The sequence below is a fragment of the Rhodococcus sp. DMU2021 genome, assembly GCF_019641445.1.
GTDB lineage: Bacteria > Actinomycetota > Actinomycetes > Mycobacteriales > Mycobacteriaceae > Rhodococcus > Rhodococcus pyridinivorans.
Genome location: NZ_JAIFKB010000018.1, coordinates 77,270 through 94,192 on the forward strand (window position 1 = coordinate 77,270; position 16,923 = coordinate 94,192).

16 protein-coding genes and 1 pseudogene are annotated in these 16,923 nt (G+C 66.2%); 7 read left to right on the forward strand and 10 right to left on the reverse strand.

From position 1 onward, the window contains the following. Positions 1 to 5: 5 nt before the first annotated feature. The 3 genes from K3M35_RS21300 to K3M35_RS21310 are packed head-to-tail and all read right to left on the reverse strand — an operon-like array spanning position 6 to position 2,419. Complete coding sequence (locus tag K3M35_RS21300) at positions 6 to 680, reverse strand: response regulator transcription factor (protein ID WP_006554662.1); 675 nt, start codon at positions 678 to 680, stop codon at positions 6 to 8. Then, positions 668 to 1,759: a sensor histidine kinase gene (locus K3M35_RS21305; protein ID WP_039583718.1), complete on the reverse strand. Its 1,092-nt coding sequence runs from the start codon at positions 1,757 to 1,759 to the stop codon at positions 668 to 670. Before K3M35_RS21305 ends, K3M35_RS21300 begins: the two co-directional genes overlap by 13 nt. 9 nt (positions 1,760 to 1,768) lie before the next feature. After that, entirely contained in the window at positions 1,769 to 2,419 is a 651-nt protein-coding gene (locus K3M35_RS21310; RefSeq protein ID WP_220666957.1) for a DedA family protein, read from the reverse strand. Positions 2,420 to 2,576: 157 nt separating this feature from the next. Here K3M35_RS21310 and K3M35_RS21315 point away from each other — a divergent pair, with 157 nt between their 5' ends. The 4 genes from K3M35_RS21315 to fahA all read left to right on the forward strand — a co-directional run bounded on the left by K3M35_RS21315 (position 2,577) and on the right by fahA (position 6,485). Next, complete coding sequence (locus tag K3M35_RS21315) at positions 2,577 to 3,107, forward strand: MarR family winged helix-turn-helix transcriptional regulator (protein ID WP_220666958.1); 531 nt, start codon at positions 2,577 to 2,579, stop codon at positions 3,105 to 3,107. 116 nt (positions 3,108 to 3,223) lie between these two features. Then, positions 3,224 to 4,426 carry a homogentisate 1,2-dioxygenase gene (locus K3M35_RS21320; protein ID WP_024102288.1) on the forward strand — a complete coding sequence of 401 codons (1,203 nt, stop codon included), beginning with the start codon at positions 3,224 to 3,226 and terminating at the stop codon, positions 4,424 to 4,426. Further along, entirely contained in the window at positions 4,423 to 5,304 is an 882-nt protein-coding gene (locus tag K3M35_RS21325; RefSeq protein ID WP_064256484.1) for a hypothetical protein, read from the forward strand. The genes K3M35_RS21320 and K3M35_RS21325 overlap by 4 nt, the downstream gene beginning before the upstream one ends. Beyond that, the gene (gene fahA / locus K3M35_RS21330) at positions 5,301 to 6,485 is read left to right on the forward strand and encodes a fumarylacetoacetase (protein ID WP_220666959.1); all 1,185 of its coding nucleotides are present in this window, start codon (positions 5,301 to 5,303) and stop codon (positions 6,483 to 6,485) included. The genes K3M35_RS21325 and fahA overlap by 4 nt, the downstream gene beginning before the upstream one ends. A 99-nt stretch (positions 6,486 to 6,584) precedes the next feature. On the opposite strand, the gene K3M35_RS21335 is transcribed toward fahA, so the two are convergent. From K3M35_RS21335 to K3M35_RS21345, 3 genes are all read right to left on the reverse strand, one after another. Next, positions 6,585 to 6,803, reverse strand: coding sequence for a helix-turn-helix transcriptional regulator (locus K3M35_RS21335; RefSeq protein WP_259444327.1), 219 nt, complete (start codon positions 6,801 to 6,803; stop codon positions 6,585 to 6,587). Then, entirely contained in the window at positions 6,803 to 7,477 is a 675-nt protein-coding gene (locus K3M35_RS21340) for a hypothetical protein (RefSeq protein WP_138844820.1), read from the reverse strand. Before K3M35_RS21340 ends, K3M35_RS21335 begins: the two co-directional genes overlap by 1 nt. A gap of 123 nt (positions 7,478 to 7,600) precedes the next feature. Continuing rightward, complete coding sequence (locus K3M35_RS21345; RefSeq protein WP_019288282.1) at positions 7,601 to 8,338, reverse strand: IclR family transcriptional regulator; 738 nt, start codon at positions 8,336 to 8,338, stop codon at positions 7,601 to 7,603. Between the two features lie 141 nt (positions 8,339 to 8,479). Here K3M35_RS21345 and K3M35_RS21350 point away from each other — a divergent pair, with 141 nt between their 5' ends. Next, entirely contained in the window at positions 8,480 to 9,913 is a 1,434-nt protein-coding gene (locus tag K3M35_RS21350; protein ID WP_220666960.1) for an acyl-CoA synthetase, read from the forward strand. A gap of 6 nt (positions 9,914 to 9,919) precedes the next feature. On the opposite strand, the gene K3M35_RS21355 is transcribed toward K3M35_RS21350, so the two are convergent. From K3M35_RS21355 to K3M35_RS21370, 4 genes are all read right to left on the reverse strand, one after another. Next, the gene (locus K3M35_RS21355; RefSeq protein ID WP_220666961.1) at positions 9,920 to 10,648 is read right to left on the reverse strand and encodes an MOSC domain-containing protein; all 729 of its coding nucleotides are present in this window, start codon (positions 10,646 to 10,648) and stop codon (positions 9,920 to 9,922) included. 1,300 nt (positions 10,649 to 11,948) lie between these two features. Beyond that, on the reverse strand, positions 11,949 to 12,833 hold the full coding sequence (locus K3M35_RS21360; protein ID WP_039583701.1) for a crotonase/enoyl-CoA hydratase family protein: 885 nt from the start codon (positions 12,831 to 12,833) through the stop codon (positions 11,949 to 11,951). 19 nt (positions 12,834 to 12,852) lie between these two features. Next, positions 12,853 to 13,827: a nitronate monooxygenase family protein gene (locus K3M35_RS21365; protein WP_170318582.1), complete on the reverse strand. Its 975-nt coding sequence runs from the start codon at positions 13,825 to 13,827 to the stop codon at positions 12,853 to 12,855. Between the two features lie 2 nt (positions 13,828 to 13,829). Beyond that, the gene (locus K3M35_RS21370) at positions 13,830 to 14,729 is read right to left on the reverse strand and encodes an SMP-30/gluconolactonase/LRE family protein (RefSeq protein WP_039583700.1); all 900 of its coding nucleotides are present in this window, start codon (positions 14,727 to 14,729) and stop codon (positions 13,830 to 13,832) included. Positions 14,730 to 14,961: 232 nt separating this feature from the next. Here K3M35_RS21370 and K3M35_RS21375 point away from each other — a divergent pair, with 232 nt between their 5' ends. Beyond that, the gene (locus K3M35_RS21375; protein WP_006554680.1) at positions 14,962 to 16,542 is read left to right on the forward strand and encodes a long-chain-fatty-acid--CoA ligase; all 1,581 of its coding nucleotides are present in this window, start codon (positions 14,962 to 14,964) and stop codon (positions 16,540 to 16,542) included. A gap of 81 nt (positions 16,543 to 16,623) precedes the next feature. Beyond that, positions 16,624 to 16,923 (forward strand): annotated as a pseudogene (locus K3M35_RS21380) (hypothetical protein); the annotation flags it as partial.

Below are 16,923 nucleotides of genomic sequence, written 5' to 3' on the forward strand. Positions count from 1 at the left end.
GGGCGTCAGCGGTCGTCCCGTGAGCTCGGGGTGCCTGTGCTCTCGAGATAGAGGAGAACCGCCCGTACCCGCCGACTACGGTCGGCCTCGCGCGGCAGGTCGAGCTTCACGAAGATCGAATTGACGTGCTTCTCGACGGCGCTGACCGACATGGTCAGACGATCGGCGATGCCGGTGTTCGTCAGCCCCTGGGCGAGGGCCTCGAGCACCTCGCGTTCGCGTTCGGTGAGGGTGGCGACAGGGTCGGTGCGGCGGGTGCTCGCGAACAGTTGCCGCACCACCTCGGGATCGAAGGCCGTCCCGCCCGCGGCCACACGTTCCAGGTCGGTGAGGAACGCCCCCACGTCCGACACGCGATCCTTGAGCAGATAGCCCACGCCACCCCAGCCGTTCGTGAGCAGGCCGGTCGCGTTCCGGTGCTCGACGTACTGCGACAGCACGAGCACAGCGACCTGCGGGTGCTCCTCCTTGATGCACCGCGCCGCGTCGATGCCCTCCGTCGAGTAGGTCGGTGGCATACGCACGTCGAGCAACACGAGGTCGGGCACCTCGCGCTCGACGACGTGACGCAGCTCGACGGCGTTGCCCACACCGGCAACCACCTCGTGGCCTTCGTCCGCGAGCAACCGGGACAGGCCCTCGCGAAGAAGGGTCGAATCCTCGGCTATCACGATGCGCACGGGATCCTCGCTTCCACGACGGTCGGCCCTCCGCGGGGGCTGTGTACGGAGAACTGCCCGTCCAGCGCGGCGACACGGCGCGCGAGACCTGTCAGCCCGGAGCCCGTCATCTCGGCCCCGCCACATCCGTCGTCGACGACCGTGACCGTGACGACGTGACCGTCCGCCGCGACGGTCACCGACACGTTGTCGGCGCCGGAGTGCTTCGTCGAGTTCGTGACCCCTTCCGCGGCAACGTAGTACGCGGCTGCTGCGACATCGTGTGGTGGTTCCGGGTCGATCGACAGATCCAGGTCGACGGGGAGGAAGGTGTGCGCGGACAACCCTTCCAGCGCCGCGGCGATTCCGTGCTTGTCGAGCGCGGCCGGGTATATCCGCCACGCCACGTCGCGCAGTTCGGTGAGCAACGCCTGCGCCTGGGCGACGGCGTTGTCGAGGTCGGCGACGAGGTTCCCGCCGCCGCGTTCGGCGGTGCGACGCGCGCGACCGACGTCGAGTGCGAGCGCGACGGCCCGCTGCTGGACGTCGTCGTGCAGGGCGCGTTCGATCCGCCGGCGTTCGTCGTCGATGGCGGTGACGACGTCGGCGCGGGTGCGCTGCAGGTCGCGGAGGCGATGCTGCGTGGCATCGTCGCCGAGCAACCGCAGGGCTGTGCGGACGTCCCACTGGCCCACGATCATCGCCATCCGGACGGAGAGATAGATCATCACGGCGGCGACGAGGAGCGAGACGAGACCGTCGGCGACGGAGATGCGACCGCCTGCCAGCAGGACGAACGCCCAGCCCCCGTAGCCGGTCGCGGAGATCAGGACGAGCAGGACGACGAGGCCGACGAGCGGACCGTAGGCCAGGCGGACGAGGAAATATCCGGTCGGCTCGCGATCCGGAAGATCCCGGACCGCCTCGGCGTCGAACCATCGCACGAGACGAATACGGTCGCGTTCGGCCGCGCGACCCGGTCCGTCGGTGGTACGGCGAGCCGATGCCGCCACACCCGTCACCGCGGTGACGATCCCGAGCAGAAGCCCGACGACGGCGCGGACCGAGGTCCCGAGTGAGCGCCGAAGGTGATCGATCACGGACCGACCCTAACGGGCGCGAATCGATCGGACACGGCGGACGACGAACACCGCCACTGCTGCGACCACCGCGACGATCACGAGTTTCTGCAGCACATCGGCATACGGTTCGACGACTCCCCAGTTCTCACCGAGGAGGTATCCGGCGAGTACGAAGATCGAGTTCCACAGGGCGCTACCGAGGGCGGTCAGGACGACGAACCGACCGACGGGCATGGCCTCCACCCCGGCGGGAACCGAGATCACGCTCCGCACGAGCGGCACCATCCGGCCGAGGAGCACCGACTTCTCGCCGTGCCGGGCGAACCACTCTTCGCCGCGCCGCAGATCGGAGGTGTTCACCAGGGGGAGTCGCTCGACAACGGCATACATCCGCTGACGGCCGAAGGCGCGTCCGGCGAGGTAGAGCAGCAGTGCGCCGACGAGGGAGCCGAGGGTGGTCCACGCGACGGCCGAGACGAGGGAGATCTCCCCGCGGGAGGCCGCGAAGCCGGCGAGGGGAAGGATCACCTCGCTCGGGATCGGCGGGAAGAGGTTCTCCGCGGCGACCGCGACACCGGCACCGGGTGCTCCGAGCATCTCCATCAGCTGTAGCGACAGACCCGCGAAGCCGTGGAGTTCGTCCGTGGGGGACTGCGTGAGGGTGTGTGCGAGGTTCATGTCCGGAACACTATGAGCGATGAACGTGCAGGTCGCTGCGGTTTTCCGCCGACTTCGCGGCGTTCGGAGTGCGGTTCTCCACAGTCCTGCCGAATGCCGGTCGCTCGACCGTATAGTAAATAGATGAATTATCCCGGATCTGCGGTACTGTGACCGCATGTCCAGACCCCGCGACCTCGACTACTGGTCCTTCGTCGAACTCGCACAGGAGCGTCTGAACAGCAAGTTCGGCGGCGACCATCACCGCAGAGCAACCGAAGTCCTGCTCACCCTCAATCGGGCCTCGGATATCGTCACCTACGACCTCGAGGCCGCGGTCCACCGTCCGCGTGGCCGGTCGTGGTCGGCCTATCGGCTCATGTTCGTCATCTGGCTCGCGGGCCCGATCGAACCGAACGTCGCCGCGCGGCTCACCGGGATGAGCCGCGCCGCCGTGTCCAACCTCGCGAAACCGCTGGTCGAGGCGGGAATCCTGGAGAAGACTCCGGTCAGTCACGACGCGCGTTCGGTGCAGTTGTCGCTCACCGAAGCAGGGGAGAAGGAGATCCGCGACAGCTTCCGTGCTCAGAACGAGCGCGAGGAGGCCTGGGTGGAGGTGCTCACCCCCACCGAGCAGCAGATTCTCGTGATGCTCCTGAACAAGCTGATCACCAACCGCAGCCAGTTCGACGTGCGCGGACGCAACTGACACAGCCTCGTGACCTCTCCGTGGTTGCGCTCACACCCTCGGATTAGTTAACGTATTTACTAATTCCAGGCGAGCGACCTTCCCTCGCACGCCCGAGATCCGCGAGGAGTCAGATCATGGCGTTCTACCGACAGCTCGGCGTCATCCCGCCTAAGCGTCACACCCAGCACCGCGACGAGAACGGCAACCTGTACTACGAAGAGCTGATGGGCGAGGAGGGCTTCTCGTCCGACTCGGCGCTGCTCTACCACCGGTACATCCCGTCGGCGATCGTCGACGCGACCGAGTGGAAGCTGCCCGATCAGACCACCAGGCCCAACCATCCGCTCGAGCCGCGGCACCTGAAGCTGCACGATCTGTTCCCCGAGACGATCTGGGCCGAGACGGATGTCGTGACGGGTCGTCGTCTGGTCCTGGGCAACGCCGACGTCCGCATCTCGTACGTCGTGTCGACCGAGCCCTCGCCGCTATACCGCAACGTGGTCGGCGACGAGATGGTCTACGTCGAGTCCGGTGAGGCCACCGTCGAGACGGTCTTCGGCCCGCTCGAGGCGAAGGCCGGCGACTACGTCCTGCTGCCGATGGCCACCACCCACCGCTGGGTACCCAAGGGCGACGCACCGCTGCGCGCCTACACGATCGAGGCCAACAGCCACATCGTGCCGCCCAAGCGCTACCTGTCGAAGTTCGGGCAGTTCCTCGAGCACGCGCCGTTCTGCGAACGCGACCTGCACGGACCGACCGAGCTGATGCAGGTCGAGGAGGAGAACGTCGAGGTGCTGGTCAAGCACCGCACCTCGCAGGGCATCGTCGGCACCCGCTACCTGATGCCGCACCACCCCTTCGACGTGGTCGGCTGGGACGGCTGCCTGTACCCGTACACCTTCTCGATCCACGACTTCGAGCCCATCACCGGTCGCGTCCACCAGCCGCCGCCGGCGCACCAGGCGTTCGAGGGCAACAACTTCGTCATCTGCAACTTCGTGCCCCGCAAGGTGGACTACCACCCACTGGCCGTACCGGTGCCGTACTACCACTCGAACGTCGACTCCGACGAGGTCATGTTCTACTGCGGCGGCGACTACGAGGCCCGCAAGGGATCGGGCATCGGCCAGGGTTCGATCTCGGTGCACCCCGGTGGTCACGCGCACGGCCCGCAGCCGGGTGCCTACGAGCGCAGCATCGGTGTGGAGTTCTTCGACGAACTTGCCGTCATGGTCGACACCTTCCGCCCGCTCGAACTCGGTGAGGGTGCGCTCGCGTGCGAGGACGCCGCCTACGCCGGCAGCTGGAACCGCAATGCAGGAGCGGCCAAATGACTTTCGGACCTCTCCTGACCGGACTGTGCGACGACGCTGCGCTGTTCCCTCCGGGCAACGCCCCGCTGCCCGTCGCCGTCCCCGCCCACGCCGGGCACCGCTCGTCCGCGCACGCACCGCTCGTCGGAGCGTTCGTCTTCCCGGCCGGTCGCCTCGGTGAACTCGCAGATCACCTGGCGCAGCACCCGTATCCCGGTGAGCTGGCCCTGAGCCTGACCGCACCGACCGGCACCGCCGCCGTCCGGCCCGCACTCGAGCAGGTCGACGCAATGGACTCGGTGTCCGTGGTGGCCCTCGAGATCGCGGTCCCCGCAGAGCAATCCGTCGACGAGCTGTTCGCGGCGCTCGACGAGATCAGGGTGAGTCGACCGGATATCGATGTATTCGTCGAGGTTCCGCGTGACGAGCGCCGAGCCGAGATCCTCGCCCGACTGACCGGGACGCCGTACGCCGCCAAGTTCCGCACCGGCGGGATCGTGGCGGAGGCTTATCCGGACGAAGCCGAGCTCGCCGCAGCGGTCTCGACGGTCGTCACCACGGGAGTTCCGTTCAAGGCGACCGCCGGTCTGCACCACGCGGTGCGCAACACCGACCCGAGGACGGGCTTCGAACAGCACGGGTTCGTGAACCTGTTGGCCGCGGTGGACGCGGTGCTGTCCGGAGCCGACATCGACGAGGTCGCGTCCGTGCTGGCCGAACGTGACGGGGCAGTGCTCTCCGCACGTCTCGGCGCACTCTCCGACGACCGGGCCGCAGAGGTCCGGCGCCGTTTCCTGTCGTACGGCACTTGCAGCATCGCCGAACCGCTCGAGGATCTGCTCGGCCTCGGTCTGGCACCCTCGACCGTTTCCCCGATTACCGAAGGAACGAACGCATGACCACCATCGCCATTCCGGAGGGCTCGCTCTTCGGCCTCGACAACCTGCCGTACGGCATCTTCTCCACGGCCGACAGCGAACCCCGCGTCGGTGTCCGCGTCGGAGATTCGGTCCTCGACCTGAGCCGTGTCTTCGAGGACGACATCGTCTTCGCCGAGCCGTCGCTCAACGCGTTCATGGCCCGGGGCCGCGCCCGGTGGGACGAAGTTCGCGCTGCGATCAGGGAACTCGTCGCCGGTGACGTCGCCGACGAGGCCGTCTTCGCCGTCGCCGACGTGACGATGCACCTACCGATCGAGGTGGCCGACTACGTCGACTTCTACGCGTCGGAGAACCACGCGTCGAACCTCGGCCGGCTGTTCCGGCCGCAGAATCCCGACCCGCTGATGCCGAACTGGAAGCACCTGCCCGTCGGCTACCACGGCCGGTCGAGCACCGTCGTGACCTCGGGCGTCGACATCGTGCGTCCGTGCGGACAGCGCAAGGGCCCCAACGATCCTGTGCCGGTCTTCGGTCCGTCGATCCGCCTCGACATCGAGGCCGAGATGGGCTTCATTGTCGGTGTCGGCTCCCCGATGGGTTCGCGGATCACCCCCGACGAGTTCGCCGACCACTGCTTCGGCGCGGTCATCCTCAACGACTGGTCGGCCCGCGACATCCAGGCATGGGAGTACGTGCCGCTGGGCCCGAACCTCGGCAAGTCCTTCGCGACGTCGATCTCACCGTGGGTCGTTCCGATCGCCGCGCTCGAGGCCGCCCGTATCGACACCCCGGTGCAGGACCCGGAACCGCTGCCGTACCTGAAGGGCACCGAGAAGTGGGGTCTGGACATCGATCTCGAGGTCGAGTGGAACGGGCACGTCGTGTCGCGTCCGCCGTATGCGCAGATGTACTGGTCGCCGGCGCAGATGCTCGCCCACACCTCGGTCAACGGTGCCGCGACCCGCACCGGCGACCTGTTCGGATCCGGCACCATCTCCGGCCCGGAGAAGGACCAGCGCGGCGCCTTCATCGAACTCACCTGGGGCGGAGCAGAACCCGTGCAGGTCGGCGACGAGACGCGCACCTTCGTCGAGGACGGCGACGAGATCGCCATCTCGGCCACCGCTCCCGGCCCGAACGGGACGCGCATCGGCTTCGGTGAGGTCCGCACCCGCATTCTTCCCGCGATCGGGGAATGAAAGAAACAGGTCCGTGCGTCAGCCGGAGCGCCACCGGCCGGACCATCGGCGATGCCCGGAACCCACGAGGTTCCGGGCATCGCTGTTTTCCGGGGTCGGTCAGTCGACCGAAAGAATGTCGCCCACAGCGCAATCCAGTACGCGGCACAGGGCGGTGAGGGTCGAGAAGCGGATCGCGCGGGCGCGTCCGTTCTTGAGTACCGACAGGTTCACCACGCTGACGCCGACCTTGTCGGCCAACTCGGTGAGCGTCATGCCCCGATCGGCCAGCAGCTCGTCGAGATGACACCGGACGGCATGCTCGGTTTCCGGAGGCATCAGACGAGTCCTTCGTTGTCGCGCGCCATGCGGCTGCCGATCCGCAGTACCACGCCCACGGCCGAGATCACCATGCAGAAGACGTAGGCGTACCAGAACTCCGGTCCGAGAGGCGCGTTCGAGAGGACCTCGTTCATGTCCACGTCACGGATCAACATGTTGGTGCCCAGCGTGCGGGGAATCATCGGGACGATGATGGTCGCGATCGCCACCATCGACGTGACCCACACGAGCCGGATGACACCCCGGTCGAACAATCGGCCCCGGACGAATCGCACGACGATCCAGCTCAGCAGGGCCAGGGCTGTCAGGTAACCGAACGTCTGTACCGCCTCCCCGGCGCGGAGGAGGCCGACGCTGACGGGTGAGAGGGTGTCGGTCGGAACGTCGATCACCGTGGTCGAGGTGGTCTGGAGGTCGGCGCCGTTCGGGGTGGACAGCACCGGCGCTGCTGCCGCGTCGTCGAACCGGACCCGCGCGGTCACGATGCCGTCGCCGAGGGAGCTCGCGAGGTCGCGGACATAGGTGAAGAGCACGATCAGTGAGGTCAGCGCGAAGACGGTGAGGGACGCCCGCAGATCGGTGCGGTCCTTCTTCGACGTCTCGGTGGGGGAGAGCGTGTCGGGTTCGGCGCCCGGGCCCTGGGGGCGGTCGGTGTCGTGGGTGGAATTCATGGTCGTCTCCGAACTCGCCGGACGGCGGGGCTATCGATTGTCGATACCATCGATAATCGTTATACCTATCGATAAACGATATGTCCAGAGGTGGGGGCGCCCGCCAGTCCTGCTCGGAGCGGATCAGGGTAGGCGACGCTCGATCGCGTCCCGCGCTGCCAGCGCCTTCGCGCCGTAGTCGGCGAAGAGGTCGGGTGTCAGCCGCGAAGCCGGGCCGGAGATGCTGAAGCAGCCGCGCACGGTGCCACCGCGCCCGCGCAGGGCGACGGCGACGGCGGCGATGCCGTCATGCAGCCCCTGTTCGGTCACGGCGTACCCGCGGGCGCGAATCTCGGCGATCTCCTCGCGCAGAGCCGCCGGATCGGTGACCGTGTGCTCGGTCAGCGAGGGGAGTTCGGTCGCGAGGAAATTCTCGATCCGTTCGTCGGGCAGCGACGCGAGATAGGCCTTGCCGGTGGACGCGGCGTGCAGAGGCAGGCGCGTGCCGAGGGCGAGGAAGGCGCGCAGCTGATGGGCGCTGTCGAGTCGCTCGATCAGGACCAGCTCGTTCCCGTCCGGCACGGCGAGATGGACGGTCTCGCCCGTCTCGGTCTGCAGCCGGTTCAGCTCGGGGAGTGCGACCTCGCGCAGGTCGTCGCCGGACGACATCGCGCTGCCCAGGCTGAATGCGCGGCCGGTGATGACCCACTGCCCGGCGTTCGTCGTCGAGGGGCGCAGCCAGCCGGCTTCGGCAAGGGTCTTGAGGCATCGCTGAACGGTGCTCTTGGGGACGTCGAGTCGCTTGCTCAAGTCCGAGAGTCCGACCGGTTGCGTGGTCGCGACCTCCTCGAACACGCGGAGTGCGGTGAGAACGCTGTTCATCGGAACCTTTCGCGCGGTCGTTGACGGCAGGCGGCACGGGCTATAGGTTGAGCCGGACCGCATCGTAGCACGCTGGTCCACAATGTGGACCGTGCACCGCGCGACACCGTCCGGCAGGACGTCGAGAAGGGACCACCACCGATGACCACCACCACGCCCGTGCCGTTGCTGACCTCGCTCACCGAGTCCGGAGCAGGCAGTGACGACCGCAGCGCTGTCCGCGTCGGAGACGTCTCGCTCACCCGATCCGAACTGATCGCGGCTGCCGCCGCTGTGGCCGACGAGGTCGCAGGCTCCTCGCGGGTCGCTGTCGACGCCACCGCGAGCATCGAGACGGTGATCGCCACGACCGGATGCCTCATGGCCGGTGTGGCCGCGGTGCCCGTGCCGCCGGATTCCGGTCCCGCCGAGCGCGCCCACATCCTGAAGGACTCGGGTGCGCAGCTGTGGCTCGGCGCGGCCCCCGAGGACGTCACCCTGCCTGCGATCCCTGTCGACGCGAGCGCGCGTTCGTCGTCCTCGCACGCGGAGGCCGATCCGGGCAGTGCCGCGATGATCATGTACACCTCGGGAACCACGGGCGCCCCCAAGGGAGTCGTGCTCTCGCGGTCCGCCGTGGCGGCCGGTCTCGACGGTCTCGCCGAGGCGTGGAACTGGACGTCCGACGACACTCTCGTCCACGGACTTCCGCTGTTCCACGTCCACGGACTCATCCTCGGCGTCGTCGGTGCGCTCCGGCAGGGCTCGTCGCTCGTGCACACGGTGCGACCGAAGCCCGAATCCTATGCAGCGGCGGGTGGTTCGCTCTACTTCGGTGTTCCCACCGTATGGTCGCGGGTCGTCGCCGACGAATCGCTTGCTCGCGCACTGTCGTCCGCACGACTCCTGGTCTCGGGCAGCGCACCCCTGCCCGTGCCGGTCTTCGAGCGCATGCTCGCCCTCACCGGCTCCGCGCCGATCGAGCGGTACGGAATGAGCGAAACGATCATCACGATCAGCACCCGCCACGACGGTGAGCGTCGGCCCGGCTGGGTGGGTCTGCCGATCGACGGGGTCTCCACCCGACTGCGCGACCAGGCCGGCAACCTCGTGCCGCACGACGGCGACACCCTCGGCCAGTTGGAGGTGTCCGGCGCGACCCTGTTCGACGGCTACCTGAACAACCCCGAGAAGACCGCCGAGTCGATGACCGAAGACGGCTGGTTCAAGACCGGCGACATCGCCGTGATCGACGACCAGGGTTTCCACCGCATCGTCGGCCGCGAATCGGTCGACATGATCAAGTCCGGCGGCTACCGGATCGGCGCCGGCGAGGTGGAGCATGCGCTGCTGAACCATGCCGGCGTGCAGGAGGCGGCGGTGGTGGGTGTGCCGGACGACGATCTCGGACAGCGGATCGTCGCCTACGTCGTCGGGGATCTCCGTGATCCGGGCGAACTCTCGGACTTCGTCGCGCAGACCCTGTCGATCCACAAGCGCCCCCGCGAGATCCGTACCGCCGACGCTCTTCCGCGCAACGCCATGGGCAAGGTGCAGAAGAAACTTCTCGTCGAGGACTACCTCGCCGGGAAGTGACCCGGTCTACCCGATCCGGACTTCGTCGCCGACGGTGATGTCGCCGGGAGTCGGGACGGTCGCGTAGACACCGATGCACGGCATCGGCTTGCCCTCCGGCACATTGGGCACCTGATGCGCGGTCATCACCTCACGCAGCATGTCGCGCCGCGCGGGAACCTCCTGATGGGGGAGCGTCACCATGACGCACCGCGCGGTGCGCTTGTGCGGTTCGAGGACTGCCGAGCCCACCGACACCCGTCGGCCGATCCATTCGTCCTCCACGAAACCGGTCGTGTCCGGAGTGTCGACGACCAGCTGCGGCCGGAACCGCCGCAACGCGACATCGGTGGGGTCGCCGGTGCCGAGCGCTTCGACCGCGGAGCGGGAGACGAGATGCACCGGCGCCTCGTCGTAGGTGCGGTCGCGCGGTTCGAGCCGCACGTCGTGACCGAGCAGCTTCGACAGCAGGTCGTCGACCTCGGGATCGTCGCCGCGCACCACCGTGCCGTCGGCGAGCGTGAGTTCGAGTGCCGCCGGATCGCGGGGGTCGTCGTCGTTCAGAAGTTGTGCGGAGCAGGTCAACAGCAGTCCGTAGCGTCGGAAACGCTTCGCACTCGCGATGTTTCCGGTTTCGGCGTCGACCAGCGCCCACAGGTGGTCGCCGCGCACACCGTCCGCTTCGATCGCTGCGGCGTCGATCCGTTCTCCTCCGAACGATTTCACCGGATAACGCCACACCTGATCGATACGCACGACTCGTGAGCATACGGGGAACTGGGGAAAATGTTACGTGCGATTCCAACTCGCGGACGAAAACACCCGAGTCTCCGCCATGTTCTTCAACGGCGCATTGCAGATGACCTCACCACTGTTGGAGCCTATGAGCGAATCCACCGCACCACTGCTCGCGATCTACCCCAATCGCAGAAACATGAGGTGGACACGTGGATGCTGCGCCGTGCCGCGGTCGATGCACGCCGCCGACTCCCGAAGCTGGATGACCCGAATCCCTCGACCTTGCTGGCTCAACGGAAGCTGCCGTCGCAGCTGACCGCGCTACGCGCTGTCCATGTCCCCGCATCCAAACAGCACGCAGAAAAGGGACGGGACCGACAGGCCTATGACGAACTCCTGCGGTCGCAGCTTGCCCTCGGAGTGCTTCGAAACGCACAAGCCGCAGAAGTCGGCATCGCCCACAAGCCCACCGGGCGACTGCTCGATGCATGGTTGGCCGGCCTGCCGTACACCCACAGGTGCACAGCTGCGGGTGATAGCCGATATCCACACCGACATGACCGCCTCCGGCCGACGAATCGGCTGCTGCAGGGAGACGTCGGCGCCGAAAGGCCCCCGTCCTGGCAGCCACTGCGTTTGCGTTACTGGTAATCGAAGGCGGCTTTCAGGCGGTCCTCATGGCCCCGACCGATATTCTCGCTCGGCGCAACACTTCGAAGAGATCGCCGAAGCATTACGGCCTCTCGGCGTGACCGTCGACCTGCTGGTGTCCCGGACCTGCCTCTCCCCCGATCGACGCCGGTCGAGTTCGAAACCATTATGACCACACCAGTCGCACAGGCTGCGTGACCGAAACTGTCGCCGAATCGTGCAGCAGTCCCCCCGATGTAAGTACGCGTTTCGGGTAGGGGACGTCGAACACTCGCACACGGGCGAATTCCGTGCGAAGTGCGGCGGGTCACCTTCCCCGTGGTCGGGAAGGTGGCTCCAACCGGGCGCGGGGCTTCTCCAGTCCTGATCATTGAGAGTTCGATGCCCTGCACGAACCGATCATCACGAACTGAGGTGGTGAAGTGGAAGGTTCGGTATTCAGCGACACTGATGGAGCATCGCTGCCAACTCGCGTGTTGCGGCCGCTTCGGTCTCTGCGCCCCACGCGCTCAGAGCATCGGCTGAGACCATCAGAGATGTGGACGAATCAGCGGGGATGCCGTCGCCGAGCGGTAGTCCGATTTCCTGGCGGAGTTCATGCATAAGGACAGTGGGCTTCATGAGACTTTCTTTGTTCGGTTGATTGGAGCGGGGATGCAGTAGGTGTTCACGGCGTCGTTGTCTCGATCCACTCTTCGTAGAATGGCGGCATGGCTGAGGCCTTGTCGTGGAACTCGGGTGGGCGTTTGTCGCGGAATGCCTGCACTCCCTCGGCGCCGTCGCCGATGCTGGTGTAGAACATGGCCAGCGAATCGACGCGGTGGGCATCTGCGGGGTGAGCAGCGGCCGCGTTTCGCAGCAGCATCTGGCGCATCAGGGCCACCGAGACCGGTGAGCGGTCGCGGGTCCAGGCATTCGCCAACGCGCGCGCTTCGCTGAGCAACATCTCGGGTTCATGGAGCGCCTGCGCCAACCCGTCGATGTATGCGACCTCGGCGTTGAGGATCTCTGCCCTATAGACCAGATTCAGCGCAGTGGGCATGCCGACGAGCCGAGGAAGGAACCATGTCGAGCACGCTTCGGGCACTATTCCGAGTTTGCCGAACACCAGGCCGAACCGCGCTCGGGTCGACATCAGGCGCGCGTCCATCGCCAGCGTCATGGTTGCACCGATTCCGACGGCCGCGCCGTTGATTGCGGCGATCACCGGTTTACGGCAGGCATGGATTGCGAGGGTGACGCGGCCGCCTGTGTCGCGGATCCGGCGCAATTCGGGGTCGTCGAGATTCTTCATGTCGGCAAGAGTGGGGCGTTTCGACTCGTCGAGCCCGAACACATTCCCTTCACTCGACAGGTCCATGCCGGCGCAGAAAGCGCGCCCTGCTCCGGTGACGATCACGGCCCGGACCGTGTCGTCGTCGTTCACCGACACGAAGGTGTGCTCGAGTTCGTCGGCCATCTCGACGGTGAACGCATTGAGACGGTCGGGGCGGTTGAGGACCACGGTGAGGATGCCGTCCTCGACTTCGTGGCGAAGGGTGGTGTATTCCATGACTTCTCCCGTCTGCCTGTCAGGCGAGGTCGGCGGCAATCCTGCGGATGGCGGCTTCGGCATCGCTCACGATGTCCGAGATGATCGTCTTGCAGGGAAGCACGGCATCGATGAGACCTTGGGATTGACCTGCCCACCACATGCCGTCTTCCATGTTCCCCTTCTCCAGCACTTCCGTTCGGCCGCGTACCCCGGAGGCGAGGTGTGCGACGTCGGAGAACGTGGCGTCAGGGCGGGCGGAGAGGGCTGCGATCGTCTCGGAGATGGAGTTGCGGGCCACACGTGCGGTATTACGGAACTCTCGGAACACGAGGATGGTCTGGCGTTCGTCGTTGGCAACGATCTGGGCCTTGACGTTCGGATGCACGGGAGCTTCGTCGCTGGCCACGAACCGGGTGCCCATGTTGATTGCGGATGCGCCGAGGGCCAGTGCTGCGGCCAATCCGTCGCCGGTGGCGAATCCGCCACTGGCGATGATCGGGATGTCGAGCACGCGCGCTGCGGCGGGGATGAGGATCAGGCCGGGGATGTCCTCGTTGCCGGGATGGCCGGCGCACTCGAACCCGTCGATACTGACGGCGTCGACACCCATGGACTGTGCTTTGATCGCGTGCCGGACCGCTACCGCTTTGTGGATGACCTTGATCCCGGCGGCTTTGAACGCCGCCACATGTTCTTGGGGGTTGCTGCCGGCGGTTTCCACGATGGTGATACCGCTGTCGATGATCGCGGCCCGGTAGTCGTCGTACGGCACGGGAGTGACGGTGGGCAGCAGGGTGAGATTGACACCGAACGGCTTATCGGTCATTTCCCGGCACCGGGCGATCTCAGCGACGAGAGCTTCGGGGGTGGGTTGCGTCAGCGCGGTGAGAAAACCCAACCCCCCGGCATTGGCCACCGCGGAGATCAGCTCCGCGGTGCCGACCCCGGTCATGCCACCGCACACCACCGGGTGCTCGATCCCGAAAGTGTCGGTGAAACGTGTGCGCAGCACGATCACGGCCTCCCTGCGTGCGGAACGTCGACTCTCGTCGAGAGGACCTTGGCTTCACGCGCAGCGCTGCGCTTGGCTTCGTCGAAATCCGGTGCGACCGAGAGAAATAGTGTGCGACCGTCATCGCCACCGAGCGCGACCGCGAACACTCCCAGCGGAGCCGTACTCACCTCGTCCAGGATGGTTCCGCCTTCGGCCAGGCGTACGGCACGTTGGTTGACGCAGTCGGCAATCCAGATGGCACCTTCAGCGTCGAGGGCCTGACCATCAGGTGCAATCGTGCACGCTGCAAGCCGCTTCTCCACGCTCGGCTCGTCGCCGAGATCGCCGAACGAGGCGAAGTCCTGACGGGGGCCGAGTGTGCCGTCCGGTTCGATATCGAATCGGGAGACGCGGTTGCCGAACAGTTCGTTGACGTACAGCGTTCTTCCGTCCGGGGAGATGCACATGCCGTTCGGGAAGGACAATCCTTCGGCTGCGACTCGGGAAGTGCCGTCGGTGTCGACGAGGACGACAACGCCGTGCTCGTGGTCGGCTCCTCCCATGAGATCGAATCCGAACTCGCCGACGTATGCCTGCCCGTTCGCGGCGACCACCATGTCGTTGGCGTGACCGTGGCAGTGTTCGGAGATGTCGGCGTGCTCGACGAGTGAGCCGTCGGGTTCGCGGCGCAGGACTTTGCGGTCCTTCATCGAGACGACGAGCATGCGCCCGTCGGGAAGCCATCCGAGTCCGGACGGCTGGTGTTCGACGGTGCAGACCTGTTCGATGGATCCGTCGGCGTTCACGGCATTGACCGAGTGGGTGTAGAAATCCACGAACCACAGTCGGCCCTCGTGCCACCGAGGTCCCTCGGTGTAGGTGAATCCTGTTGCGACTTCCGTCATTGGACGACTTGTCATGGGAGTACCTTTCTTCCGGCGCTCGTTGCCCGCTGGGCTCGGCCGGTGTCGGCCGGGCGCCTATGCGGGTGAGGTGGCTCCAGTCTCGGGATCCTCACGGCGGTCGAGGTGTCCCACAACGCAACAGTGCGGACGAGTTCATCGGGCGCTGTCGCAAATTCGGACGGTTCGGTGCCAGGGTTGGTGTGCAGGCTGGTCGTACCCTCGCTCACCTGATCCGGAGGAATGCGCCATGCTCACCACGATGATGGATCGTCCACTGCTGATCAGCTCGCTGCTGTGGCGTGCTGAGAACGTCTTCGCCGACCGGGTCGGCGTCTCGTGCGACGCAACCCGCGGAGACCGAGAGTTCACCTACCGTGATCTCGGCGCGACCGCACGCCGGTTTGCTGGCTCCTTCGAGAACTTGGGCATCGGGTTCGGAACCAGGGTTGCCACGTTGGCCTGGAACACCTTCGAGCATCTTGTCGCCTACTACGCAGTTCCTGCGTGCGGGGCAGTGCTGCACACGGTCAACCATCGGATGTCACCCGAGCACATCGCCTACACAATGGACAAGGCCGAGGACGAGGTTGTGCTGATCGACGCTGATCTGTTGTCCGTTCTCTTCGAGATTCTCCCGCGCCTCCCGCGGATCCGGCATGTGGTGGTCATCGGTGATCTCGAGCAGGCCGAGTGTTCGGTACCTGCAGAGGTGACCTGGTGGTCGTTCGACGGATTGTTGCTCGATGCCGTGCCGATCGAGGAATTCCCGGAGTTCGACGAGACGACCGCATCGTCGATTTGTTTCACCTCGGGTACCACCGGGCTGCCCAAGGGGGTCGTGTACAGCCATCGAAGTACGGTGCTGCACGCGATGGCGATCAGTGCTTCCGGGGGCGTCGCGATCGACGGTCGGCACTCGTACCTCCTTGCCACGCAGATGTCCCACGTACACAGTTGGGGTGTTCCGTACGCGGGGGTGCTGCAGGGCGCACGTCTCGTCCTCCCCGGGCCGCACCCCTCGCCCGCGGAGTTGCTGCGCATCATCACAGATCAGACACCCGATGTCTTCGTCGGCGCCCCGGCCGTGGCGGCGCTCATGCGTGCACAGTTCGATGCCGATCCCGAGCGTTACGACCTCGGAAGTGTGCAGACCATGTGGTTGGGCGGGCAGGTGCTGCCACCAGTGCTGGTGAGGTGGTGGGCGGAGCGGGGAGTGGCGACCGTCAACGGGTGGGGGATGACCGAAACCTCCCCTATGGGAACTTTCAGCAACTCGGCCGATTGCCAAGGCAGACCCTTGCCGTTGTTCCAGGTGCGTGTCGTCGACGAAGAGGGTCGGGAACTGCCGTGGAATGGCTTCACCACCGGCGAGCTGGAGGTTCGTTCGCCGTGGGTGACCGGGACGTACCTCGACGACGACCGCGCCGCCGAGGCGTTCGACGCCGGCTGGCTGCGCAGCGGCGACGTCGCGGTGATCCACCCGGACGGCCGGCTGGAGATCCGCGACCGGGTCAAAGACCTCATCAAGAGCGGAGGAGAATGGATCTCTTCCGTCGAGGTCGAGAACCAGCTGCTCCTGCATCCGGCGGTGGTGGAAGCCGCTGTCATCGCGGTACCGCACGAAACCTGGCAAGAGCGCCCCGTGGCGTGGGTTCGGACAACGGCGGAGGTCTCCGATGATCAGCTTCGGGCCCACTTGGCGGTCACCCTGCCGAAGTTCTGGCACCCCGACACGTTCGTGCGGGTAGACGAGGTCCCCAAGACGTCAGTGGGCAAATTGGACAAGGTGCGCATACGCCGGATGTGGGCTCAGAAGTCTGCGGTGTAGCGTTCTGGGACACCCATGGCTCATGTGACCTCTATTACATAATGTTCGTACTGATCGTGAGGTGTTGGAGGTGGTGACGACGTGACCGAGCGGCTTCGCATGCACGTAGACGATCGCAATTCCGACAGGTACGACTCCGACAGGTATGACAGTGCTTCGCCACGAGTGCGGCCGGAGATCGAGCAGTCCTGGCGCCGCTGCCGTGCCATCGGGGCGGCTTCGGACGGTTCTCGTCTGCGCTACATCGATACCCCCACAGACTCGAAGCTTGTGCGTGCGGCGCGGCCGGTCCTGGATCGGTTGGCCGATCAACTCGCCGATGCGCCGGTGACGATCTTGCTCGCCTCGCAGGATGCGACCATCGTCGATCGGCGGGCCGGG